Origin of the sequence: Sinanaerobacter sp. ZZT-01 (assembly GCF_035621135.1) — a bacterium.
Lineage (GTDB): Bacteria > Bacillota > Clostridia > Peptostreptococcales > Anaerovoracaceae > IOR16.
Genome location: NZ_CP141728.1, coordinates 1,716,928 through 1,739,969 on the forward strand (window position 1 = coordinate 1,716,928; position 23,042 = coordinate 1,739,969).

General features: G+C 39.5%; 26 protein-coding genes and 2 pseudogenes. 27 read left to right on the plus strand and 1 reads right to left on the minus strand.

Annotated features, from left to right (window positions below; translation table 11 throughout):
* Position 1: 1 nt before the first annotated feature.
* The 11 genes and pseudogenes from map to U5921_RS08230 all read left to right on the plus strand — a co-directional run bounded on the left by map (position 2) and on the right by U5921_RS08230 (position 6,934).
* Positions 2–748 carry a type I methionyl aminopeptidase gene (map, locus tag U5921_RS08185; RefSeq protein WP_324822120.1) on the plus strand — a complete coding sequence of 249 codons (747 nt, stop codon included), beginning with the start codon at positions 2–4 and terminating at the stop codon, positions 746–748.
* Positions 749–877: 129 nt separating this feature from the next.
* Positions 878–1,096, plus strand: coding sequence for a translation initiation factor IF-1 (gene infA / locus U5921_RS08190; protein ID WP_206459853.1), 219 nt, complete (start codon positions 878–880; stop codon positions 1,094–1,096).
* A gap of 20 nt (positions 1,097–1,116) precedes the next feature.
* Complete coding sequence (rpmJ, locus tag U5921_RS08195; RefSeq protein ID WP_130861956.1) at positions 1,117–1,230, plus strand: 50S ribosomal protein L36; 114 nt, start codon at positions 1,117–1,119, stop codon at positions 1,228–1,230.
* A 179-nt stretch (positions 1,231–1,409) separates the two neighbouring features.
* Positions 1,410–1,781 (plus strand): 30S ribosomal protein S13, encoded by a 372-nt coding sequence (gene rpsM / locus U5921_RS08200; protein WP_324822127.1) that lies wholly within the window; start codon positions 1,410–1,412, stop codon positions 1,779–1,781.
* A gap of 15 nt (positions 1,782–1,796) precedes the next feature.
* The gene (gene rpsK / locus U5921_RS08205; protein ID WP_206459851.1) at positions 1,797–2,195 is read left to right on the plus strand and encodes a 30S ribosomal protein S11; all 399 of its coding nucleotides are present in this window, start codon (positions 1,797–1,799) and stop codon (positions 2,193–2,195) included.
* A gap of 75 nt (positions 2,196–2,270) precedes the next feature.
* A pseudogene (gene rpsD / locus U5921_RS08210) lies at positions 2,271–2,774 on the plus strand (30S ribosomal protein S4); the annotation flags it as partial.
* Positions 2,754–2,837 (plus strand): annotated as a pseudogene (locus U5921_RS16210) (30S ribosomal protein S4); the annotation flags it as partial. The pseudogenes rpsD and U5921_RS16210, both read left to right, overlap by 21 nt.
* 91 nt (positions 2,838–2,928) lie before the next feature.
* Complete coding sequence (locus tag U5921_RS08215; RefSeq protein ID WP_324822135.1) at positions 2,929–3,876, plus strand: DNA-directed RNA polymerase subunit alpha; 948 nt, start codon at positions 2,929–2,931, stop codon at positions 3,874–3,876.
* Positions 3,877–3,896: 20 nt separating this feature from the next.
* The gene (gene rplQ / locus U5921_RS08220; protein ID WP_206459848.1) at positions 3,897–4,238 is read left to right on the plus strand and encodes a 50S ribosomal protein L17; all 342 of its coding nucleotides are present in this window, start codon (positions 3,897–3,899) and stop codon (positions 4,236–4,238) included.
* 143 nt (positions 4,239–4,381) lie between these two features.
* The gene (locus U5921_RS08225; protein ID WP_324822139.1) at positions 4,382–5,533 is read left to right on the plus strand and encodes a PucR family transcriptional regulator; all 1,152 of its coding nucleotides are present in this window, start codon (positions 4,382–4,384) and stop codon (positions 5,531–5,533) included.
* Between the two features lie 105 nt (positions 5,534–5,638).
* On the plus strand, positions 5,639–6,934 hold the full coding sequence (locus U5921_RS08230; RefSeq protein WP_324822142.1) for a purine-cytosine permease family protein: 1,296 nt from the start codon (positions 5,639–5,641) through the stop codon (positions 6,932–6,934).
* Positions 6,935–7,233: 299 nt separating this feature from the next.
* Here U5921_RS08230 and U5921_RS08235 read toward each other — a convergent pair whose 3' ends face one another.
* Positions 7,234–8,265 (minus strand): aminopeptidase, encoded by a 1,032-nt coding sequence (locus tag U5921_RS08235; RefSeq protein ID WP_324822145.1) that lies wholly within the window; start codon positions 8,263–8,265, stop codon positions 7,234–7,236.
* Positions 8,266–8,436: 171 nt separating this feature from the next.
* Between U5921_RS08235 and U5921_RS08240 the strand changes: the two genes are divergently transcribed.
* The 16 genes from U5921_RS08240 (at position 8,437) to pduL (ending at position 23,034) form a co-directional block, all read left to right on the plus strand.
* Positions 8,437–9,834 carry a Sapep family Mn(2+)-dependent dipeptidase gene (locus U5921_RS08240; protein ID WP_324822148.1) on the plus strand — a complete coding sequence of 466 codons (1,398 nt, stop codon included), beginning with the start codon at positions 8,437–8,439 and terminating at the stop codon, positions 9,832–9,834.
* A gap of 1 nt (position 9,835) precedes the next feature.
* Positions 9,836–11,059 (plus strand): hypothetical protein, encoded by a 1,224-nt coding sequence (locus U5921_RS08245; protein ID WP_324822151.1) that lies wholly within the window; start codon positions 9,836–9,838, stop codon positions 11,057–11,059.
* 146 nt (positions 11,060–11,205) lie between these two features.
* On the plus strand, positions 11,206–11,715 hold the full coding sequence (locus U5921_RS08250; protein ID WP_324822154.1) for a EutP/PduV family microcompartment system protein: 510 nt from the start codon (positions 11,206–11,208) through the stop codon (positions 11,713–11,715).
* A gap of 240 nt (positions 11,716–11,955) precedes the next feature.
* Positions 11,956–12,300 carry an ethanolamine utilization microcompartment protein EutS gene (eutS, locus tag U5921_RS08255; protein WP_417764997.1) on the plus strand — a complete coding sequence of 115 codons (345 nt, stop codon included), beginning with the start codon at positions 11,956–11,958 and terminating at the stop codon, positions 12,298–12,300.
* A 54-nt stretch (positions 12,301–12,354) separates the two neighbouring features.
* On the plus strand, positions 12,355–12,936 hold the full coding sequence (locus U5921_RS08260; protein WP_324822159.1) for an ANTAR domain-containing response regulator: 582 nt from the start codon (positions 12,355–12,357) through the stop codon (positions 12,934–12,936).
* 15 nt (positions 12,937–12,951) lie between these two features.
* Positions 12,952–14,385, plus strand: a complete 1,434-nt coding sequence (locus U5921_RS08265; RefSeq protein ID WP_324822162.1) for a sensor histidine kinase — start codon at positions 12,952–12,954, stop codon at positions 14,383–14,385.
* 119 nt (positions 14,386–14,504) lie between these two features.
* Positions 14,505–15,935, plus strand: a complete 1,431-nt coding sequence (gene eutA / locus U5921_RS08270) for an ethanolamine ammonia-lyase reactivating factor EutA (protein ID WP_324822165.1) — start codon at positions 14,505–14,507, stop codon at positions 15,933–15,935.
* A 54-nt stretch (positions 15,936–15,989) separates the two neighbouring features.
* Positions 15,990–17,360 (plus strand): ethanolamine ammonia-lyase subunit EutB, encoded by a 1,371-nt coding sequence (locus tag U5921_RS08275; protein WP_324822168.1) that lies wholly within the window; start codon positions 15,990–15,992, stop codon positions 17,358–17,360.
* Between the two features lie 15 nt (positions 17,361–17,375).
* Positions 17,376–18,266, plus strand: coding sequence for an ethanolamine ammonia-lyase subunit EutC (eutC, locus tag U5921_RS08280; RefSeq protein WP_324822171.1), 891 nt, complete (start codon positions 17,376–17,378; stop codon positions 18,264–18,266).
* A gap of 22 nt (positions 18,267–18,288) precedes the next feature.
* Positions 18,289–18,939 carry an ethanolamine utilization microcompartment protein EutL gene (gene eutL / locus U5921_RS08285; RefSeq protein ID WP_324822174.1) on the plus strand — a complete coding sequence of 217 codons (651 nt, stop codon included), beginning with the start codon at positions 18,289–18,291 and terminating at the stop codon, positions 18,937–18,939.
* Positions 18,940–18,957: 18 nt separating this feature from the next.
* Positions 18,958–19,539, plus strand: coding sequence for a BMC domain-containing protein (locus U5921_RS08290; protein ID WP_324822176.1), 582 nt, complete (start codon positions 18,958–18,960; stop codon positions 19,537–19,539).
* Positions 19,539–21,011, plus strand: a complete 1,473-nt coding sequence (locus U5921_RS08295) for an acetaldehyde dehydrogenase (acetylating) (protein ID WP_324822179.1) — start codon at positions 19,539–19,541, stop codon at positions 21,009–21,011. Before U5921_RS08290 ends, U5921_RS08295 begins: the two co-directional genes overlap by 1 nt.
* 25 nt (positions 21,012–21,036) lie before the next feature.
* Entirely contained in the window at positions 21,037–21,318 is a 282-nt protein-coding gene (gene eutM, locus U5921_RS08300; protein WP_206459836.1) for an ethanolamine utilization microcompartment protein EutM, read from the plus strand.
* 12 nt (positions 21,319–21,330) lie between these two features.
* Positions 21,331–21,615 (plus strand): ethanolamine utilization microcompartment protein EutM, encoded by a 285-nt coding sequence (eutM, locus tag U5921_RS08305; protein ID WP_324822182.1) that lies wholly within the window; start codon positions 21,331–21,333, stop codon positions 21,613–21,615.
* A gap of 33 nt (positions 21,616–21,648) precedes the next feature.
* The gene (locus tag U5921_RS08310) at positions 21,649–22,413 is read left to right on the plus strand and encodes an ATP-binding protein (protein ID WP_324822185.1); all 765 of its coding nucleotides are present in this window, start codon (positions 21,649–21,651) and stop codon (positions 22,411–22,413) included.
* 12 nt (positions 22,414–22,425) lie between these two features.
* Entirely contained in the window at positions 22,426–23,034 is a 609-nt protein-coding gene (gene pduL / locus U5921_RS08315; RefSeq protein ID WP_324822188.1) for a phosphate propanoyltransferase, read from the plus strand.
* Positions 23,035–23,042: the final 8 nt, after the last annotated feature.

Consider the following 23,042-nt stretch of genomic DNA (forward strand, 5'->3'; position numbering starts at 1 on the left):
AATGATTATTCTGAAATCACAAGAAGAAATTGATCTTATGAGAGATGCGGCTACTGTGACGAAAGCCATGCTAAAAGAGCTGCCAAATATTATTACACCGGGCATGAGCACAAAGGACATTGATGACTATGTAGAGGAAACGATATTGAAAAACAATATGATCCCTGCATTTAAAGGATATGGTGGATTTCCTGCGAGTGCTTGTGTATCGGTAAATGATGAAGTGGTTCACGGTATTCCGTCAAAGAAACGGAAGCTGGTGGAAGGTGACATTGTCAGTGTCGATCTTGGGACCATTTACCGAAAGTATTACAGTGATGCAGCAAGAACTTACGGCGTAGGAAAAATTTCCGAAGAAGCACACCGCTTGATTACAGTAACAGAACAGAGTTTTTTTGAAGGCTTAAAATTCTGCAAGCCAGGATTTCGTTTATCAGATGTATCGCATGCCATTCAAGAAAGTGTAGAAGCGGCTGGGTTTTCTGTCATAAGAGATTACGTTGGGCATGGAATCGGAAGGGCAATGCACGAGGATCCGCAAATTCCGAATTACGGAAAGCCTGGAAGAGGGCCAAAGCTGGCTCCGGGCATGGTACTTGCAATTGAACCAATGATTAACCAAGGAAGCTATGAAGTAGATGTGATGCTGGACAATTGGACAGTGAAGACGTGTGATGGAAAGCTTTCCGCTCATTATGAGAATACAGTTGTGATTACGGAAGATGAACCCGAATTGCTGACTTTGTAAAAACAGTGAGATTCTAAGCAGTGCTTTATGAATTTTGTGCAAAATAAATTTGAGCGGCAAATTGCGGTAAGAAAATAAATCGGTATTGTTAAATAAGTAGAACCGGGTAAAGGAGGAGGTGCGCCATATATGGCAAAAAAAGATGTCATAGAAGTATTCGGCACCGTGCTGGAAGCACAACCTAATGCTATGTTTGTTGTAAAGCTTGAAAATGGCTACGAAGTGCTTGCACACATTTCCGGTAAAATTAGAATGAACTTTATCAGGATTCTACCGGGAGACAGAGTAAAGGTGGAATTATCACCTTACGATCTTTCCAGAGGTAGAATTACCTGGAGAGACAAATAGAGCAGTTAAGGAGGATTAATATGAAAGTAAGAGCCTCAGTAAAGCCTATCTGCGAGAAGTGCAAGGTAATCAAGAGAAATGGCAAGGTTATGGTTATCTGTGAAAATCCAAAGCATAAGCAGACACAAGGCTAATAAACGATAATCATCATAAAACAGCTGGAGTGTATCCTGGGGAGCGGCTGTGTTTCCCTGCCGTGAGGCAACGAAACAACCTAGGACATTCAAATAAAAACAATAAGAGATTAGCAAATTGTTTTCCGTAAAACCCTGTATGGAAAGGGTAAAAAAAGGAAAAAATAGGAGGTGTAAGGATGGCTCGTATAGCCGGTGTCGATTTACCAAGAGACAAAAGAGTAGAAATTGGACTCACCTATATATACGGTATCGGTAGAAAGACTGCTGCTAAAATCTTAGCAGAAGCAGGAATCAACCCGGATACCAGAATCAAAGATCTATCTGAGGATGAAGTAGGTGCAATTAGAAAGATTATTGATTCGGAATACAACGTAGAAGGAGACCTTCGAAGAGAAGTTTCCCTGAACATTAAGCGATTGATGGAAATTGGCTGCTACAGAGGAATTAGACATAGAAGAGGGCTTCCTGTTCGCGGACAGAAGACAAAGACCAACGCAAGAACCCGAAAGGGTCCTAAGAAGACAGTTGGTAGAAAAAAGAAAAAGTAAGGAGGGGAGATTAAAATGGCAAAAGCAATAAAAAAGACGGTTCGTAAAAAGAGAAGAGAACGTAAAAATATTGAACGCGGTCAAGCTCATATCCAATCGACCTTCAATAACACTCTTGTTACTCTAACAGATTTAAGTGGAAATGCATTGTCTTGGTCCAGTGCTGGTTCTTTAGGATTTAAGGGTTCTAGAAAATCAACACCGTTCGCAGCACAGATGGCAGCAGAAGAGGCGGCTAAAGGTGCAATGGAACATGGACTGAAGACGGTAGAAGTATACGTAAAGGGACCAGGTTCCGGACGTGAAGCTGCAATCCGAGCATTGCAGACTGCTGGTCTTGAGATTAATATGATTAAGGATATTACTCCAATTCCACATAACGGATGCAGACCACCAAAGAGAAGAAGAGTTTAGTGAAAGGGAGGTGTAGTTAATATGGCTAGATATATAGGTCCTGCTTGCAGATTATGCAGAAGAGAAGGCCAAAAAATGTTCTTAAAGGGCGAAAGATGCTATAGCAGTAAATGTGCGATCGATAAGAGAAGCTACGCTCCGGGGCAACATGGTCAGAGCCGAAAAAAGGTTTCTGAATATGGACTTCAGCTCAGAGAAAAACAGAAGGCAAAGCGTTTCTATGGAATATTGGAAACACAGTTTAGAAATTATTTTGATAAAGCTGAGAAGAAAAAGGGTATTGCTGGTGAAAACTTGTTAATTATGCTTGAGACAAGATTTGACAATGCAGTATATAGAATGGGATTTGCTTCTTCCAGAAAAGAAGCAAGACAGCTCGTTCGACACGGACATTTTACGATTAATGGAAAGAAAGCAAATATTCCTTCCCTTGAAGTAAAACCGGGTGACGTAATCAAAGTGAAAGAAAAGAGTGCTTCTTCTCCTAAATTTAAGGAAATTAGAGAAATGTCTATCAGCACTCCAAACTGGATTACGGTTGAGCCAGATAAACTTGAAGGTAAAATTCTTGCAATGCCAAGAAGAGAAGACATCGATACACCGATCGCAGAACATCTCATCGTCGAATTGTACTCAAAGTAAGCCACGTAAGATGGTCCCATATGGGAATTCCGCGGCCTAGGCCGATTTGGAATTCCTCCAGTTGATTCGATTAAAAAAGGAGGGATTTTGAGTGATCGAAATTGAAAAGCCAACAATCGAGTGTATCTATTCAGATGAAGATAAGAGTTACGGCAGATTTGTAGTCGAACCTTTGGAAAGAGGATACGGTACAACTTTAGGTAACAGCCTGCGGAGAATTCTTCTTTCTTCGCTTCCTGGAGCTGCTGTCACATCTGTAAAAATTGATGGTATTCTTCATGAATTTTCAACCATACCTGGTGTGAAAGAGGACGTTACCGAGATTATTCTTAATTTAAAGAAACTCGCAGTTCGCTTAAACAATGAAAGTACAAAAAGAGTGATTATCAATGCAGTTGGTCCTAAGATAGTAACTGCTGCGGATATCATTGCTGACAGTGACTTGGAAATCTTCAATCCGGATCTGCATATTGCAACCTTAGAAGAAAATGCAACTTTAGTAATGGAGATTAATGTTGCAAAGGGAAGAGGGTATGTGCCTGCAGACCAAAATAAGACAGAATCCACTCCAATTGCAGTGATTCCGGTGGATTCCATTTATACACCGGTTCGCAAAGTCAATTTTATGGTTGAGAATACCAGAGTCGGTCAAGTGACCGATTACGACAGACTGATTCTTGAAGTTTGGACCGACGGCAGCATTGCTCCTGATGAGGGTGTATCGATTGGTGCAAAGATCATGCAAGAACATTTAAAACTGTTTATTGACTTGACAGACAGCATGGATTCGGTTGAAATCATGGTTGAAAAGGAAGAAGATCAGAAAGAAAAGGCTTTGGAAATGACGATTGAAGAGCTTGAGCTTTCCGTTCGTTCTTTCAATTGTTTAAAACGTGCGGCGATCAATACAGTAGAGGAGCTGACTCATAGAACCGAAGACGATATGATGAAGGTGAGAAACCTAGGCAAGAAGTCTTTGGATGAGGTAAAGCACAAGTTGGAAGAATTAGGCCTTGGATTAAAGCCGAGCGAAGAATAATTGCGGAAGGAGGATGAATTATGCCAGGTTATAGAAAATTAGGCAGACCGACTGCTCATAGAAAGCTTATGTTAAGAAATCTTGTGACCGATCTTTTAAGAGAAGGTCGTATCACAACAACAGATACAAGAGCAAAAGAAGCAAGAAGAGAAGCAGAAAAAATGATTACATTGGCAAAACGTGGAGATTTGCATGCAAGAAGACAGGTACTGGCTTACGTCTTTGATGAAGATGTAGTAACAAAGCTGTTTGATGAAATTGCACCAAAATATGCAGAACGTAACGGTGGTTATACCAGAATTCTAAAGCTAGGACCTAGAAGAGGGGACTGTGCCGAGTTGGTATTTTTAGAATTAGTATAAGCTTATTTTGTGAATCAAATACAAAGCCTGGGGTAGTTTCCTCAGGCTTTTTTTACAAGTTAAGCATTGCCCTTTTCTTAATTTGAAATCTATATTAAAATTTAGAAAAATTTAAGTTTTTGTGTATTAAGATAGGAATGAGAATGAATATAACATTAAGTGAAATCATTAAGAATGATTTATTTAAAGATATTGAGATATTAGCAGGAGAATCCGGCTTATTTCGAAAAGTAAAAAGGATTTCTGTTTTTGATTGTCCCTATAAAGAAGACATTTTAGACGACAAAATTGTAGATGAGGGCGATTTTTTTATTTCATGCCTAGAACAGTTTAAAGTGAATCAAAGCAATATGGAAAAATTTATTGATTCATTGATTTCAGGAAAATGCAGCGGACTTCTTGTTGTAAACGATGATTGCATAGACACGTTAGATAAAGATACTCTTCAAAAATGCAATGAAAATGGCTTTCCAATTCTTTTGATAAGAGAGAACTTGCCGTATGCGCACATAATGCATGCCATTAACAAATACATTGCCATTGATAATGCAAACGCAATCAATTCGTTAAAAATTGATAAGATTCGTTATGGAAATATAACTGGTAATGAGAAGGTAGAAATATTATATAGCATCAATCCGAATATAGAACAAAATCTCAGAGTGATTTATGTTAATGGAGAATTTGAATCGCAAATAGCTCAAGGGGAATTTTATAAAGAATTTCTAAATCGTAAAAGTGATATTTATATAAGAAGCAACAATTATTCTTTATTTATTTTAAGCGGACAAGACGGTAAAAGCGTAAAACATAATTCGGATGTGGTGTCAAGCAGGATATCTGATCTGATGAAAAATTCAGTGTTGGGATATAGTCGGATCCATAACAGAAAGGACATAGCAAAGGCTTTGGAAGAGGGACGACGCGCTTTAGACACTGCAAAGTCTCTGGAAATAACAAAGCAGGAATATGATCCATTGATGTCTCTGCAGCTGCTATTATGTGTAAAAGATTCGGAAGAAGCCTACGACTTTTATGATGCTTACGTTGAAATGATTCGACAGAAGGTTTCGGAAGAGAACCTTACCGAGCTTTTACAGACGATTGAATTATTTGTTGCACATTCAGGGAATTATTTGGAATGTGCAAAGGCAATGAATCAACATGAAAATACCATTCGTTACAGAGTTAATAAAGTAAAGGTGGCACTTCATATGGAAGCGGATAACATTAAATTTTATGAAACAATTGCGATAGCTGTAAAACTTAGACATGTATTATCCAGGAAGCTATAATTTCAGAAATTTGTAATTATTTTAAAAAATAATTTGCTTTTTTAAAATAATTATAAAGTAGAAGGCCTTTAAATTCTATATAATCTTACAAAAAAGGAGGCCAACATGGATACAAAAGAAAAAGTAGTTAATATTGAAACAACCACATTGGAACGCGTTCCAGAAAATGAGCGGAAAAGCTGGGGCGATGTTGCACTGATTCAGGCAGGTGTATACATCTGCGTACCTTCATTATTAGTAGGCGGTTTGCTGGCTAGTGGGATGTCCCTTAAAAACGCTATTATATCAGGAATACTAGGATATGTTATTTCAGTAATTGTGACTGTATTAACCGGAATAGTTGGGGTAGACCTGCATGTGCCAACCTGTGTAGTAACAAAATCTTCTTTCGGAGAAAATGGTGCGAGAATTATAATTTCAACTATTTTCGCAGTATCATGCATTGGATGGTTCGCAGTACAAAATAATGTTTGTGGGAGTGCATTTTCAAGTTTTATGGCGACTATGGGAATTGATTTTTCCAGTAAACTGGCAGCCGCAATATGGGGCATTATTATGCTTGTCACTGCAGTTGTTGGTATTGATTCCTTAAAATGGTTGAATAAAATTTCAGTCCCGGCACTGGTCATTATAATGGGAATCGGATGTTATATGGCAATAAAAAATTTTGGAACAAGTCAATTAAATGTAGAAGTTGAAGCGACAATGTCTATTGTTGATGGGATTGTTCTTACGGCCAGTTTTTTAGGTGTAGGAATGGCATGTGCACCAGATTTTACAAGATACCAAAAAAGCAGAGGCGGGGTATGGGCATCTTCTTTTATTGGGATTATACCACCAGGGGTAGCTTTATTGATAGTGGGAGCAATTTTGACTAAAATAGTTGGGGAAAATGATTTAAGTTTAATTATGTGTATGATTGGACTTCCCCTCCTTGGAACAATTGTATTAATATTAGCAACATGGACAACCAATACAACAAACGCTTACACCGCAGGTATAAACATGGTGATGTTGTTTAACACAAAAGATGATAAAAGAGCCTTTGTAACCGGTATTGCGGGCATTATAGGTACCGCGCTGGCAGTGTTAGGTCTATTAGATAATGTGAGCTTCTTCTTTGATTGGCTGGGCTATCTGTTCTTGCCGACAGGGGGTGTAATGGTAGCAGATTATTGGATTATCAGAAAAGGACTCGTCCATAGATGGGGATATTGCAAAGGTTTCAATTGGGCAGGTGTTTTTAGCTGGCTTCTGGGAACCGCAGTTTCAATTTGGTGTGCGGTTAGCGGGGCAATTTTCCTTGGATTTGCAACATCAGCAATTTTGTATGCAGCGCTGTATCAGGTCTTGCCGAAAAAAGACGAATTTGATTTAGAGGGAAATCTTTTAGAAAAATAGAGAAGGCGGTGGGATATTTTAAAGTATGTCTAGAAAAGGAAATTGTCATGATAATTCCGTAATGGAAAACTTCTTTGGAATCCTGAAACAGGAAATGTACTATGGGGTCACATCAATTATTGAGCTTGTTTTAGTATTGTAGAATGTAAAAGGAATTGTGGATGGAAGGTAAAAATCTGATTCATATAATTACTATTATAGTTTCTATAAAAAATGTTGGGGTAAAAATTACTCCAACATTTTTTTATAAAATTATAGCATTAAATACGCCCCATCCGCATTCTATCGGGCAGAGCACCTTATTTTATCGGAGATAGCTCACGCAATTCATCATCTACGATTTTGCCTTCTTTCATAATAAGATTATCATCCAGGTATACGGTTGAATTCAAGCAGATTCCGTCAGTATGAGATTTTGCGTCTTGTCCAATCGGAGGTGCATCCATTGGACTTACATATCCGATGCCCCATTCTGTACAGCCCCAAACTCTTTCGTCTTCTACGACGTTTCCTGTAAGCTTTGCACCAGGGTTAAAACCATAAGCGATATGTGCCATTTTAAACATTCCTTCATCGTTAAATGAATTCAGGTACTTCTCATATTCTGCAGCTTCAGATCCACCTTCAAATTTTACAATTTTTCCCCTTTTAATAGTCAGCTCAATTGGTTGTGATGGAACCTTTCCAAATGGTGGGGTTACAGTGCCATCAAATACAATTTTTCCGTTTACTGTGCCGAATTTTGGTACTACATTCAGCTGCCCTGTAAGCATGTGCATTCCCGGTGCAGAAGCATCACCGCAGTCGCTAGCGACGACATGATTTGGATCAAGCTCAAATGTAACATCGGTGCCGGCGGGAGTCGTTACTCTCATTTGTTTACCAGCTTCATGCAGTTCTTTCACTCTGTTCATAAATACTTGAAGCTGAGGAGTTTCTACATTTCCAACTGTTCTGACTAATAATTCCTTTGAAAAGTCTACAAGACACATATATCTTAGTTTAGGGTTACCTGCCATTGCTCGTTCAAACGGAGTTGAGTAAAGAAGCCATTGGTGATTAAATTCAATCCATACATCGGCTCCCATTAATGCACCTGTTAAGGCTTCTACTGGAATATCAGGGTCAGCTGCTTTTCCAACAGAAGCAGGAGTTGCAATCATAATCACCATTGGAAAACCACCAGCTTTGTACACACTGGCGGATACTGCATCTAAAAGATCCGAATCAGACATTGTATCTGCAGTAACGACAACTGTTTCTCCTTTTTTCACTGCAAATATTTCAAATATAAGTTTATCTGCAGCATGTTGTAATTCAAATTTTAACATTTTTCACCTCTCCTATTCTAATTGTGTTAAAGAGATTATACATAAACGAAAAATAAGTATCATTGTAAAAAAAATAATTATAAGATGCTAAATTTAAAATTATAACAAAGCAAATGAATGAACTGTTTTATATAATTACATATAATAAATTTTAATTGAAAGGAAAAAGAAATGAAGGATTTTCTGACGAATGAAAGAAATTGTATGATATATGATTTAATCGAATTAATTAATATACCTAGCATTTTTAGTGAGAAAGCTGAGCCGGGCAGACCCTTTGGGAAGTTTGTAGGTTTGGCGCTTGAAAAGGTGATGGCTTTAGCGGAAAGTATGAATATGAATACTAAAAATTTAAATGGATATGCCGGTGAAATTACTATTGGGGATGGGGAATATATGGTAGGAATACTGGGGCATATAGATGTAGTTGAAGCTGGAGAAGGTTGGACGAGTGAGCCATTTCATGCATTTGTGGATGAAGGGAAAATATACGGGAGAGGATCATCAGATGATAAGGGGCCGATAATAAGTTGCCTTTATGCAATGAAATATTTAAAAGAAAACAATCTGATACCTAAAGGGACTTCTTTGCGTATGATATTGGGCACGGATGAAGAAGAGCTTTGGAGAGGGATTCAGTATTATACCGCGCATGCAGACAGGTTGCCTGATTGCTCTATTGTTCCGGACGGATATTTTCCTGTTGTGTTTTGTGAGAAAGGGTTATTGGATTTTAATCTGGATTTTCATATAAAAGAATGTGAATCAGAAGCCAGCCTTGTGGAGTTTAGAGGCGGTGCAGGGAGAAATGTAGTTCCTTCGGATGCTGTTTGCAATATTCAATTTTGTAATGAAAAAACTGTTCGAGATGTGTTCAGAAAGATTCCGAAAACAGAAAATATAAAGGTTGCTGTCACGGGAACACAGATGACAATTACTTCGAAAGGCAAAGCCTGTCATGCAATGGCTCCAGACGAAGGCGAAAATGCGATAAGCAGACTTATAGGAGTACTTTCACTGTTTGATGTAAAATCTGATTTTGCTGATTTTGCAGTAAGGTATAACAAATACATTGGAATGGATTACAATGGAGGTCTTTTTGGATTGGGGTTTCATGATGAGATGTCTGGCAAACTTACATTCAATATAGGAAAAATAACTTTTGATAAAGGCAAAGTTCATTTGGAAGGAAATTTAAGACATCCTGCATCCATGCGAAAAGAAGAAATAACTGATGTAATGAAAGATACGGGCGACAAATCAAATTTTGAGTATGAGGAATATGATTATCTCGCTCCGGTATTTATTGAGGAAAAATCTCCGGTATTTGAAGCATTAATGTCCTCTTACCAAAGAATTACGGGAGATGTGACAACAAATCCTCTCGCAATCGGCGGAGCAACCTATGCAAGAGCGATACCGGGTGCGGTAGCTTTTGGGGCATTGTTTCCTCATGAAGAAGAAATGGCTCATAAGGCGAATGAATTTCTTTCAATAGACAGCTATATGAAAATGACAGAGATTTACGCGGATGCATTAGAAAATTTATTAAAAATTAAAGGTGAATAAAATGCAGATGAATCTATCCACAATGACTAAAGAAAATAACTCTAACAGTTTGAACCAAAACGCTTCTTATTCTCAAACAAAGGTGAAGAAAGCACTGAGTTTTGAAACATTACTGTTTCTTATAATTTTTATAATAATTTTTGGTACTTTAGGCAGTAAAATGGGAACAGTCAATATGCTGAATACCATGATGAATACTGCATATGATTTACTGCTTAATACCGTTCTATATATTATGGCGATTGCAGTAGTAGCGGGTGCAATAGCAGGTCTTTTTACCGAATTTGGTGTTGTTGCGGCCATAAATAAAATACTATCCCCTTTAATGAAACCTTTATATGGTTTGCCTGGTGCTAGCGTGGTGGGTGTAGTTACAACCTATCTATCCGATAATCCGGCAATTTTAACTTTGGCCGATGATGATAATTTTAGAAGATATTTTAAGAAGTATCAGCTTCCTGCACTTACGAATATAGGAACTGCGTTTGGCATGGGGTTAATCATTACGACGTATATGATTGGTATAAAAAATCCTGAAGGTGGAAGCTTTATCTTTTCAGCTTTAATAGGAAATTTTGGCGCAATAGTGGGCAGTATCGTGAGTGCCAGGCTTATGCTTATAAAGAGCAAACGATTATTTGGTGAAGAGCAAATGGCCTCCATAAAATCTGAACCATGTGAGATCAGTATGGACGAACGAATCATCAGAGATGGCAGTACGATGGAACGATTCATGGAAGCCATGCTTGAAGGAGGGAAAAATGGAGTTTACATGGGAACGGCAATTATTCCGGGTGTGCTGATAATATGTACGATTGTCATGATGCTCACGAATGGTCCTTCTGATAATGGGATATTTACAGGTAACGCCTATGAAGGAATTCGCTTGCTGCCCTTTCTTGCTGAAAAAATGGATTTTATCTTAACACCGTTGTTTGGATTTGCTTCACCTGAGGGAATATCTGTTCCAATTACGGCATTAGGTGCGGCAGGGGCAGCAATCGGCCTCATTCCTAGTCTGGTATCTAATGGCTTGGCAAGTGGAAATGATATTGCAGTGTTTACCGCTATGTGTATGTGCTGGAGCGGATACTTGAGTACCCATGTTGCAATGATGGATAGTTTACAATTTAGAGAATTAACTGGACATGCCATTTTATGCCATACAGTTGGAGGCCTTTGTGCAGGGATGAGTGCTCATATCATGTACATCCTTTTTCTCTAGATAAAATCAAATATATAGTACATTCTTTTTAGTTATATAAAAAATATTGCAAGCATAACCTATAAAAAAGAAAAGACTTTAAGGATTTAAAATTGCAGAAAGAAATGCTATAATTGACCAAACAAGAGAAAAGGAAGGATCGTCTTATGCAAAAGAAGGAAGTTACCTTAAAATCCTTAAAAGACAATGGACAAGAGATTCCTCGAATGATATTAGTGGGAAGGTCTCACAGCGGAAAAACAACGCTTTGCCAATATTTAACTAATCAGGAGCTTCACTATCATAAAACACAAACCGTACAATTTATTAATCATTGTATTTTAGATACACCGGGTGAATATTTGGAGCAGAAGGGCTATTATGGTGCACTTTCTGTCACAGCAGCAGACGCTCATGTCATAGTGCTTGTGCAGGATGCGACTGAAGACGGCACAATGTTTGCTCCCTCCTTCGGTATGATGTTCGGAGGGAAGCCGATTGTCGGAATCATAACAAAGAGTGATGCCGCAAGCAAGGAGCAAATTCAGCAAGCTGCCGATCATTTGATTCGTGCAGGTGCGAAAACCTGCTTTGTAACGAGCAGTGTGAAAGGCGTGGGATTTGAGCCTTTTCTAAAATATATAAAAAATAAAGTAAAAGAAGGACACAGTTTGTAGAATATTGAGAAAATTGATCGATAGATGCTTGACAATAAAATTTTTTTTCTATATAATCCATACTATAAAGCAAAAGAGCTTGTGCGACGTAGTAAAAAGCTCGGAATGATAGTATGCGAAGTAGCATCTAGGCAAAATACACGTTATTGTATTTGTTTAGGTGCTTTTTTTGTAAAATGTTTGAAAAATATCCATGGTAAACAGCTCATTATCCTTAAGCAAGAAAGGAGTGTGAGGCCTTTGGAAGAGGTAAAACAAAGAATTATACAAGAGTTTGTTCCTGGGAAACAGGTTACGTTAGCACATGTTATTGCAAATCCTAATAAAGAGCTATACCCAAAGTTAGGAATGGTACAGGAAAAAGGTGCAATTGGAATTATGACAATCACGCCCAGTGAGGGAGCAATGATCGCAGCAGATGTCGCATCTAAGGCAGCAAATGTTTCCATTGGATTTGTCGATCGATTTAATGGAACTTTGGTTATACTAGGTGATGTTGCAGCTGTTGAGGCCGCAATCAAGGATGTTATGGTAGTTTTATGTGACAAAATGGGCTTTGCGGGAACGAATATCAGCAAAACATGATTGCCACGTTGGGACTTGAAAAACACACATAATATAGCCCTTAGGAGTGATACCATGAAGGAAAATGGAAGAAAAGGAATTCGGGTAATCATCGCCGAAGATGAACCCATAACTAGAATGGATTTACGTGAAATGCTCGTTACCGCAGGATACAATGTAGTCGGTGAGGCATCAGAAGGATTTGATGCAATCGAACTTTGTAAAAAAGAAAAACCAGATGTTGTCCTTTTGGATATTAAGATGCCGTTGCTGGACGGACTGTCTGCTGCAAAAGTCATTTATGAAGAAAGAAGTGCACAGACCATTTTATTATTGACGGCTTACAGTGACAGCGAATTTATAAGAAGCGCCACAGATATTGGGGTGGCCGGATATATGGTAAAGCCAATTGATGAAAAATCTTTAGTTCCGAATATTGAAATTGCAGTTGCAAGGAGCAGAGAAATGGCTCTGGTAAAAAAAGAATGCGAATATATATCACAAAGACTGGAAAATAGAACGGTAATTGAAAAAGCAAAAGGGCATTTGATGGAGTCAATGCAAATATCGGAGGCAGAAGCTTACGAATATATCAAAAATTTAAGCAAAGAAAAGAAAGTCTCTATGAAGCGTATTGCAGAAATCATATTGACTTAGAAGGATTGTGATAGTATGCCAGATACCATAGAAAGATTATGTAAAGAGTATACAGATTTAACAGGAGAAGAAATAGAAGTGATTAAACGGCTGGGGTTGGGATTACAGCTGTTAGCAAACTTAGAAGATGCAGATTTTTTTATTGACTGCCCCACTGTAGACGGAGTGGACGCAATCGTTGTGGCAGAAGCAAAGCCAGAGAATGTACCATCCTCTTATACGAAGACAGTGGTCGGTCTTTTGGCAAAACCCAATAATGAACCCGCAGTTGCCAGAACGTTTCGATTGGGGCTTTCAACAAAACAGATGAAAGCCGTTACACAAGAATCCACTATGGTAATACAGTCTGTGGAACCGATTAAGCATGGAGAACGAGTAATCGGTGTTCTGATTGAGGAAAAACGTGCAGATGAAAACAGTGAAATGAGTGAGAGAATTCGATTTTCTGATACGAGCTACGCAATTGTAGCAGATATGCTGACACGCATGGATGAACAGACCTCATGGCTCACGGATTATATCGATGAAGCGGTTATTCTTGTAGATATGCAAGGTTATGTCAGCTTTCGAAATAAAATGGCACGAGATCTTTTTGAACGATTGGGTTATGCAAATGATATTTTAGGAATGCCTTATAAAGGAATTGCACTTCACGGATCACATCTCGAATGGTTCGATCAGGATGCAAGTTATTCTGGAATAGAGGTATCTGTATCCAACTACGATTTGACGGTAAAACAAATATTTTTAAAAAATAATAATATTGATTTTGCGATCATGATAAGAGACATTACCCACATTAGACAAAAAGAAAAAGAACTGATTTTAAAATCTGTAGCTGTTAAGGAAATGCACCACCGAGTAAAAAACAGCCTTCAAACAATTGCGAGCCTGCTAAGGTTGCAAGGGAGAAGAACAAAAAGCGAAGAAGCAAAGATGATATTAGATGAAAGTATGAATCGAATTTTAGCCATTGCTACTACACACGAATTACTTGCAAAAGTAGGAGTGGATCAGGTAAACATTCGAGATGTATTAGAAAATATAAAAAATAATACATTGCAGTACTTTCAAAAACCAACAACGAAGGTAAGTATAAAAATTGAGGGAGATGACCTTCTTGTTGATTCAGAAATATCAACGTCAGTAGCCTTAGTGGTAAGCGAACTCATGCATAACTCATTGCAGCATGCATTTGCAGATCGGCCGCAGGGAGTAATCCATATTCAAATCACACGAGGTCAAATGTATTCCAATATAGAAGTCAGCGATGATGGGAAAGGGTTTGATTTCGAGCAAGTTAAGGGTGCCAGTCTTGGGTTAAACATTGTAATTTCTATCGTCAAAGATAAATTAAATGGGAATTTGCGAATTGACTCGGGAAATCTTGGAACAAGAATTAATTTTGATTTTAAAAATAAAATAGCGAATATGGATAATGTGACGTAACATTTTCCGAGACTAAGTGAAGCAGCTTAGGTACAGAAATTATTCTGTGTCTAGGCTGTTTTTTGTTTAAAAATAGATCATTATGAATTTTGAAAAGGTAAGGGAAGGATGTGGTTCTTTTGAGGGAGGATGTGATAAGTGTAGGTATTGATATTGGAACATCGACGACACAGCTGATCTTTAGTCGGCTGACCATTGAAAATCGTGCCTCTGCCTACACAGTACCAAGAGTAGAGATTGTAAATAAAGAAGTAATTTATTCCAGTGATATTTATTTCACACCATTGCTTTCTTCTACCGAAATTGATGCAGAAGGTGTCAGTGAAATAATACGAAATGAGTATAAAAAAGCAGGGATGACTTTTGATCAGGTTACGACAGGAGCCGTGATTATTACAGGTGAAACTGCAAGAAAACAGAATGCCAATTTGGTATTAAACCGCCTCAGTGATTTAGCAGGTGATTTTGTCGTGGCAACCGCAGGCCCAGACTTAGAGTCCGTCCTTTCTGGAAGAGGCGCTGGAGCAGATCATTTAAGTGAAGAAAATCGAAATACCGTTGCCAATTTAGATATAGGTGGCGGGACAACAAATATTTCAGTTTTTCAAAAGGGGAGCCTTTATGCGGTAACTTGCCTGGATGTTGGAGGACGTCTCATAAAAGTTGAAAAAGGAAAGATTATATATATTTATTCAAAACTAGAAGAATTAGCAAAGCAAAATGGAATTGAAATAAAAGTTGGAGATAATGCAGATGAAATTAAATTGAGAAAAATTTGCAATTTGATGGCGAATCAGATAAAAAAGGCATTACATCTATCGGGGAATGAAGTGGAAATGTCGGTTCTTTATACGAATGAAGGAAAGGCACTGCCAGAAGAATTAAAAATTGATGCAGTTACTTTCTCAGGAGGCGTTGCCGGCTATGTTTATGAACCGGAGGAGAATGATCTTTTTCGGTACGGAGATGTCGGTGTCCTTCTTGGGCAGGAGATCAACCGATGTGGAATTTTAGAGAACGTTCTTTGCTATAGAGGAGAAGAAACCATTCGGGCAACCGTAGTTGGAGCAGGGAGTCATACCACAGAGGTAAGCGGAAGCACTATCTTTTATCAAAAGGAAAAACTCCCTATCAAGAACATACCGATTTTACGGCTCGCAGATGCAGATGAAGAAACTCCTGACTTGATTTCTCAGGCTATTTTAAGACAAATGCCAATCTATCAATCGGAAGAAAAGCCGCAGCCGGTAGCGATTTTACTAAAAGGGAATCGTTACGCTTCTTTCTCTTCCATTCAAAAACTGGCAGATGCAATGATAAGTGCAACTGAGCTGATACAAAAGAAAGGACTTCCTTTAATTGTGATGTTGGAATCTGATATCGGTAAGGCGTTAGGAAATGCAATGCACATAAAACTTCAAGGTAAGGCAGATGTCATCTGTATTGATGGGATCAAAGCACAGAATGGAGATTATGTTGATTTAGGAGAACCTGTTGGGGGTGGTCACGTATTACCCGTGGTGATCAAAACACTCATATTTAACTCGTAGATGGCTTCCATTTGGAAGAAATCAATATAGAGAAAGGAAAAGGTGAAAAGGAGCATGATATTGAAAACAAAGCTATTTGGCCACACGTATGAGTTTAAGTCACTCAGAGAAGTCATGGCTAAGGCAAACGAGGAAAAATCCGGTGATAAATTAGCCGGAATCGCTGCGGAGACCGCAGAGGAACGCGTAGCTGCTAAGGTTGTGCTGTCTCACATTACATTGGAAGAATTGCGCAATCAGCCGGCAGTTCCGTATGAGGAGGATGAAGTAACCAGAATCATTCAAGATGCAGTAAACGAATCGATTTTTAGTGAAGTGAAACACATGACAGTTGCTGAATTTAGAGAATGGCTGTTAGACGAAACAACGACACCGAGCATGATAAGGAGAGTTTCTCGAGGTATTACCGGTGAGATTGTTGCAGCGGTTTGTAAGCTGATGACAAACCTTGATTTGATTTATGCTGCAAAAAAAATGAGAGTATCGGCACACTGTAATACTACGATTGGATTACCGGGGACCTTTTCTTCTCGACTTCAACCAAATCATACGACAGATGATCCAAAGGGAATTATGGCATCCGTTATGGAAGGGTTAAGCTTGGGCTGCGGTGATGCGGTAATCGGTCTAAATCCAGTGGATGACTCCGTAGAAAGTGTTGCAAGAATTTTAAAGAATTTTGATGAATTTAAACGTAAATGGGAGGTGCCAACTCAAATTTGTGTTTTAGCACACGTAACGACACAAACTGAGGCGGCCGATAAATTTAATGCACCGATTGACTTAATGTTTCAGTCAATTGCAGGCTCGCAGAAAGGAAATGAAGCGTTTGGTTTGACGGCTACTATGCTAGATGAAGGTCATGATATGATGCTCAAAAAAGGAACGAGTACCGGACCAAATGTTATGTATTTTGAAACAGGCCAAGGATCGGAATTATCTTCCGAAGCACATCATGGATGGGATCAGGTGACGATGGAAGCACGTTGCTATGGATTTGCAAAACGTTATAATCCATTTTTAGTCAACACAGTTGTTGGATTTATCGGACCGGAATACTTATATGATTCAAAGCAGGTAATTCGTGCAGGTTTAGAAGATCATTTTATGGGGAAACTCACTGGAATTCCAATGGGATGTGATGCGTGCTATACCAACCATATGAAGGCAGATCAGAACGATATTGAAAATCTGGCGACTCTCCTTGTCGCATCTGGGTGTAACTACATTATGGGAGTTCCTCAGGGTGATGACTGCATGCTGATGTATCAATGCACAGGATATCATGAAGCAGCTGCACTTCGAGAAATTTTCGGATTAAGACCAATTAAGGAATTTGATCTTTGGTTGGAAAAAATGGGCTTTTCAGAGAATGGCAAGCTGACACCTTTAGCGGGAGATGCTTCCGTATTTTTGAAGAAATAGAAGGGAGGTATAAAGATGGAACAGAACGATTTGAAAAAAATCATTGAGCAGGTATTAAAAGAAATGCAGCTTTGTGATACGCCGAGTGAAGAAAAGAAATGCGATGCAACGGAAGCACAGCAGGACACATCTAAAATAGAAGATGGTTGTATTCCTGATGTGACCGAAGTAGATATCCGAGAACAATATCTGGTTGAGAATCCGCAGAATGGTGAGGTTTATTATGAATTAAAACAGTTTGCACCTTGTCGCCTCGGTATTGGGAAATGCGGAGCACGTTATAAGACAGATCCAATGCTTCAGTTTAAAGCGGCTCATTCTGCTGCTCAGGATGCTGTATTTAATGATGTAGATGAAGAGTTTATAGATCAAATGAATCTTTTCAAAGTGCAGACACAGTGTGAGAATAAAGACATTTATTTAACAAGACCAGATCTTGGGAGAAGACTCAACGAAGAAGCGGTTGAAGTGATTAAAGAAAAGTGCAAGAAAAATCCAACAGTTCAGATTTATGTTTCAGATGGACTTTCCTCTGCTTCCGTAGCAGCAAACGTCCAAGATCTGCTTCCTGCGATCATGCAGGGATTACAGAGTCAGGGAATTGATGTTGGCACACCATTTTTCGTAAAATATGGTCGCGTTGGTGCAATGGATCAGATATCTGAACTTACAAATGCTGATGTTACGTGTGCATTAATTGGAGAAAGACCAGGTCTGATTACCGCAGAATCAATGAGTGCCTATATCGCTTACAAAGCAACTATGGGGATGCCAGAAGCAAGAAGAACAGTAGTATCTAATATTCATAAGGCAGGAACCATGCCGGTAGAAGCCGGAGCGCATATTGCAGAAATTATAAAAGTAATGCTCGAAAAGAAAGCAAGTGGAACGAACTTGAAACTGTAATGAAAAAGGAGGAATTTAGGACATGAAAAGAGATCCTTTGAAAGCCACCGTATTGGCAACAAAAGTGATTCCGAATGTAAACCCGGAATTAGCAAAAGAGCTGGGGCTGACTCCAGACCAAAGATCGTTAGGGTTGATCACAGCTGACTGTGATGATGTAACGTATACAGCTTTAGATGAAGCAACAAAAGCAGCGGATGTAAAAGTTGTTTATGCAAAGAGTTTTTATGGTGGAGCTGCGAATGCAAATACAAAATTAGCAGGTGAAATTATAGGAATTTTAGCAGGACCAAATCCTGCAGAAATTAAAAGTGGTTTAAAGGCATGTATTGATTTTATTGAAAATGTAGCACACTTTGTTTCCGCAAATGAAGACGATTCGATTCCGTATTATGCACATTGTATTTCAAGAACAGGTTCTTATTTATCAGAAGGAGCAGGTATTAAGGAAGGCGAAGCTCTTGCCTATCTAATAGCGCCTCCGCTTGAAGCGATGTATGGTGTGGATGCAGCGATGAAGGCAGCTGATGTCAGCATGTGTGTATTATATGCACCACCTTCAGAAACAAACTTTGGCGGGGCATTGCTTACGGGCAGTCAATCTGCATGTAAAGCAGCTTGTGAAGCATTTGCAGCTGCAATTGAGTATGTTGCAGAGAACCCATTGGGTTAATCGGGAAGGATGCAAGTTATGAAAGCCATAGGAATGATAGAAGTGAAAGGGTTTTTAAGTGCAGTAGAGGCGTTGGATAGTGCCTTGAAAGCTGCGAACGTAACTCTGCACAGCGTTACTAAGGTAAAAGGCGGATTGGTAGCGGTTATCATAATGGGTGATGTAGGAGCAGTGAAAGCGGCTATGGATGCGTCTTCGGCAGCGGCTAATCGCGTAGGAGAAATCGTATCCGTGCATGTAATACCAAGGCCAAGTGAAGGTGTTATGAATATGATTGAAACACAAAAGCCGTTGGAATACAGAGAAAAAGAGACCGTAGAAAAGAATGTTTCTTCAGAGACAGAGAAACCTTTGCTTGAGGAAAAAGTCTGCTTAGAAGACTCAGAGATTGAACTGAAAAAGAAAGCTGTGTCAGATCAAGTAGAGTCTGTAGTGAAGACAGCAGAGGAGTTGGAATTATCCCAGAAATCAGTTGAGGAACTAAGGCATCTTGCACGAACATTAGAAATAACAAATATGACAAAAAATAAAATAAAATTTGCTAAAAAAGATGAACTAATTAAAGCAATCAGCGAATTTAAGGAAAGGAGAGAGGACTGATGCTACTTTATGATAAAGATTTGCTGTCTGTGCAGGAAGTCAGAGAATTAGTAGAGCGTGCGAAAGCGGCACAGCTTGAGTTAGCACAAAAAAAGCAAGAAGATGTTGACCTCATTGTAAAATCAATTGCAGAAGCAGGGATTCGTAATGCGAAAAGGCTGGCACAGCTCGCTCATGATGAGACAGGATTTGGAGTTGTTGCAGATAAAGAAATAAAAAATATATTTGGAAGTAAAGGCGTTTATGATCGGATTAAGACAATGAAGACGATCGGCGTACTGAAAGAGGATAAGGAGGCAGGAACGTATGCTCTAGCTGTACCAATGGGGGTTATTGCTGGGTTGGTTCCTTCAACAAATCCAACTTCTACCGTGTTTTATAAAGCGGAAATTGCAATCAAAGCAGGAAATGCAATTGTATTTTCACCTCACCCGAACGCTTTAAACTGTATTTTAGAAACAGTTAAAGTGATTCGTCAGGCGATTACGGAAGTAGGAGGTAACAGTGATCTTGTCGGCTGTGTTTCTTTACCGACTGTTCAAGCGACAGATGTGCTTATGAGCCATCCGGATACTTCATTGATTCTTGCGACTGGAGGGTCTGCAATGGTACGTGCGGCCTATTCCTCTGGAACGCCGGCAATTGGGGTTGGTCCAGGTAATGGTCCGGCATATATTGAACGTACAGCAAACCTTCAAAAGGCTGTTCAATGCATCTTCGATTCAAAGACCTTTGATAACGGAACCATCTGTGCTACCGAACAGTCCGTTATCTGTGATCTGGATCAAAAAGAGGCAGTGCAGGCAGAAATGAAACGTCAGGGGGCTTATTTCTTAAATCAAGAAGAAAAAGAGAAATTAGGAAACTTTATTCTTCGATCAAACGGAACCATGAATCCGATGATTGTTGGAAGAAGTGCGCAAAATATTGCCGAACTGGCAGGGCTTTCACTTCCGGAGGGCACACGTATCATTGTTGCAGAGGAAGACGGAGTCGGAAGAGGGCATCCTTATTCCAATGAAAAACTAACTCCGATTCTAGCTTTTTACGCAGAGAAGGATTATAAGGCAGTTTGTGATCGATGCTGCGAAATTTTATATTATGAAGGTGCAGGACACTCATTTATCATTCACTCAGAAAATCAGGAAATTATAGATTATTTCGCAAAACGTGTACCAGTGTCAAGATTTATCGTGAACAGCCCGGGTGCAATGGGAGGAATCGGTGCATCGACTGGCTTAATGCCAGCCTTAACCTTAGGATGCGGAGCCGTTGGAGGAAGTGCGACGAGTGAAAATGTAGGGCCGGAGCAATTGTATAATTTAAGATATGTTGCTTATGGAAAAAAGAGTATGGAGACCATACGAAAAGAAGCGGCTCAGGCAAGTAATCGTTTGGGCTGTGGAAACTTGAAAGAAGATCAGGTGAACGAAATTGTTCGAGAAATTATTCGTCAATTGGAAGCTGTTTAGGCAGCAAAGATAAGGAGGAGACGATATGGCTACAATGCAAGCGTTAGGTATGATAGAAACAAAAGGATTGGTTGGTTCCATTGAGGCAGCAGATGCAATGGTAAAAGCTGCAAATGTTACCTTAATCGGAAAAGAACATGTAGGAGGCGGCCTTGTTACCGTTATGGTAAGAGGCGATGTAGGTGCGGTAAAAGCTGCAACAGATGCTGGAGCAGCAGCTGCGGAAAGAGTGGGAGAATTAATTTCTGTACACGTTATTCCAAGACCGCATGAAGAAGTAGAAATGATACTTCCGGTATTAAAGTAAGGAGGAAAGAAGATGGCAGCAATGCAAGCGTTAGGTATGATAGAAACAAAAGGATTGGTTGGTTCCATTGAGGCAGCAGATGCAATGGTAAAAGCTGCAAATGTTACCTTAATTGGAAAAGAACACGTAGGAGGCGGCCTTGTTACCGTTATGGTAAGAGGCGATGTAGGTGCGGTAAAAGCTGCAACAGATGCTGGAGCAGCAGCTGCGGAAAGAGTGGGAGAATTGATTTCTGTGCACGTTATTCCAAGACCGCATGAAGAAGTAGAGATGATACTTCCTGTTTTGCAAAAATAAAGGGCGATTGAAAGAGGCAGGAGGTGAGAAAATTTGAAGGTAATAACGGAAGCGATTTTACGGACGGAATTGCGTAACGAGCAACCGGATGTTTATTATATCCCGGAAGGGAAGCTGTTATCACCGGCCGGCCGTGAATATCTGCAGCAACGTAAGATTAAGATTGCGCCCAAGGGTGCCGAGCCGAAAAAAGAAGAAAAGAGTGTTTCGGAGTCTGTTACACAGGCTCCGGAGCCTCCAAAGGCTAAGTATATAGATTTTGAAAGCGGAGCCTATTATACGGAAAAACCAGAATATATGTGTCAGCTTTACGATAACGTTCTTGTGACGAAAAGTCATGCGAGAATTTATTTTCGAGGAAAGCTGGACTCTATACAGTCGCAGATTGTATTGGATCAAGCAAATCTGGCGGAAAAGGGTGTGAACCAAAATCTGTTGAAAGATTTGGATGGAATCCTAGCCATATTGCGTGAAATTATGCGCTGTGACGTATTGAACGAAGGATTTTTTAATGACTCCATCATTGGCCTAAGTTACAAAGAGCTGAGAGAACAATCTCACGATCCGATGAAGTATTTTAAAATTAAACAGATGGAACTTCCTTCCTATAAAATGGGAAGCAGCTATGCACTGTTGAATCAGCTAAGATCTTCTGTTCGAGAGGTAGAGGTCGCAGCGGCTGTGGCATTTATTGAAAAGAAAAGGTGCAGCCGGCCAGATATCTTAGAAGCATTGAATCGCTTATCCAGTGCGCTGCACATTATGATGTGCCGATATTTAGCAGGAATGTATCAATAGGGAGAAGACAAGATGGATCATAATTTAGTGGAAATGGTAGCTACAGCGATGCAGCAGAACGGGCTGATACAGGTAGAGGTTTCTGCAAGGCATGTACACTTATGTCAAGCAGATTTAGAAACACTATTTGGAAAGGGAGTTCAATTAACAAAAAAAAGGGATTTATCGCAGCCCGGACAATATTTGGCAGAAGAGAAAGTAACACTCGTTGGATCAAAAGGAGAAAAAAAGGTATCGGTTCTTGGGCCAGTTCGAAAAGAAACACAAGTAGAACTTTCAATGAGCGACTGCATGACAATGGGAATCAAAGCTCCCGTTCGTTTGTCGGGAGATTTAAAAGATTCAGGGAGTGCAGTATTAAAAGGACCTTGTGGAGAAGTTTCATTACAAGAGGGAGTAATTGTTGCACAGGCACATGTGCATATGACACCGGAAGCCGGTGAAGCTTTAGGCCTGTGTGACCATCAGAAAGTGAAACTGGAATTGATGACTTCTCGTCCGACTGTATTGGATGCAGCGGTCAGAATCAGTGCAGAATCCAGATGTAGAGTGCACATTGATACGGACGAGGCGAATGCGTCAGGATGCAGCGGTTTTGTTGTAGCGAAGATCCGAAAATAAAAAAGGCG

Coding starts and splice junctions, on each gene's coding strand:
- map (WP_324822120.1), top strand. CDS start 2: ATGATTATTCTGAAATCACAAGAAGAAATTGATCTTATGAGAGATGCG.
- infA (WP_206459853.1), top strand. CDS start 878: ATGGCAAAAAAAGATGTCATAGAAGTATTCGGCACCGTGCTGGAAGCA.
- rpmJ (WP_130861956.1), top strand. CDS start 1,117: ATGAAAGTAAGAGCCTCAGTAAAGCCTATCTGCGAGAAGTGCAAGGTA.
- rpsM (WP_324822127.1), top strand. CDS start 1,410: ATGGCTCGTATAGCCGGTGTCGATTTACCAAGAGACAAAAGAGTAGAA.
- rpsK (WP_206459851.1), top strand. CDS start 1,797: ATGGCAAAAGCAATAAAAAAGACGGTTCGTAAAAAGAGAAGAGAACGT.
- rplQ (WP_206459848.1), top strand. CDS start 3,897: ATGCCAGGTTATAGAAAATTAGGCAGACCGACTGCTCATAGAAAGCTT.
- U5921_RS08225 (WP_324822139.1), top strand. CDS start 4,382: ATGAATATAACATTAAGTGAAATCATTAAGAATGATTTATTTAAAGAT.
- U5921_RS08230 (WP_324822142.1), top strand. CDS start 5,639: ATGGATACAAAAGAAAAAGTAGTTAATATTGAAACAACCACATTGGAA.
- U5921_RS08235 (WP_324822145.1), bottom strand. CDS start 8,265: ATGTTAAAATTTGAATTACAACATGCTGCAGATAAACTTATATTTGAA.
- U5921_RS08240 (WP_324822148.1), top strand. CDS start 8,437: ATGAAGGATTTTCTGACGAATGAAAGAAATTGTATGATATATGATTTA.
- U5921_RS08245 (WP_324822151.1), top strand. CDS start 9,836: ATGCAGATGAATCTATCCACAATGACTAAAGAAAATAACTCTAACAGT.
- U5921_RS08250 (WP_324822154.1), top strand. CDS start 11,206: ATGCAAAAGAAGGAAGTTACCTTAAAATCCTTAAAAGACAATGGACAA.
- U5921_RS08260 (WP_324822159.1), top strand. CDS start 12,355: ATGAAGGAAAATGGAAGAAAAGGAATTCGGGTAATCATCGCCGAAGAT.
- U5921_RS08265 (WP_324822162.1), top strand. CDS start 12,952: ATGCCAGATACCATAGAAAGATTATGTAAAGAGTATACAGATTTAACA.
- U5921_RS08275 (WP_324822168.1), top strand. CDS start 15,990: ATGATATTGAAAACAAAGCTATTTGGCCACACGTATGAGTTTAAGTCA.
- eutC (WP_324822171.1), top strand. CDS start 17,376: ATGGAACAGAACGATTTGAAAAAAATCATTGAGCAGGTATTAAAAGAA.
- eutL (WP_324822174.1), top strand. CDS start 18,289: ATGAAAAGAGATCCTTTGAAAGCCACCGTATTGGCAACAAAAGTGATT.
- U5921_RS08290 (WP_324822176.1), top strand. CDS start 18,958: ATGAAAGCCATAGGAATGATAGAAGTGAAAGGGTTTTTAAGTGCAGTA.
- U5921_RS08295 (WP_324822179.1), top strand. CDS start 19,539: ATGCTACTTTATGATAAAGATTTGCTGTCTGTGCAGGAAGTCAGAGAA.
- eutM (WP_206459836.1), top strand. CDS start 21,037: ATGGCTACAATGCAAGCGTTAGGTATGATAGAAACAAAAGGATTGGTT.
- eutM (WP_324822182.1), top strand. CDS start 21,331: ATGGCAGCAATGCAAGCGTTAGGTATGATAGAAACAAAAGGATTGGTT.
- pduL (WP_324822188.1), top strand. CDS start 22,426: ATGGATCATAATTTAGTGGAAATGGTAGCTACAGCGATGCAGCAGAAC.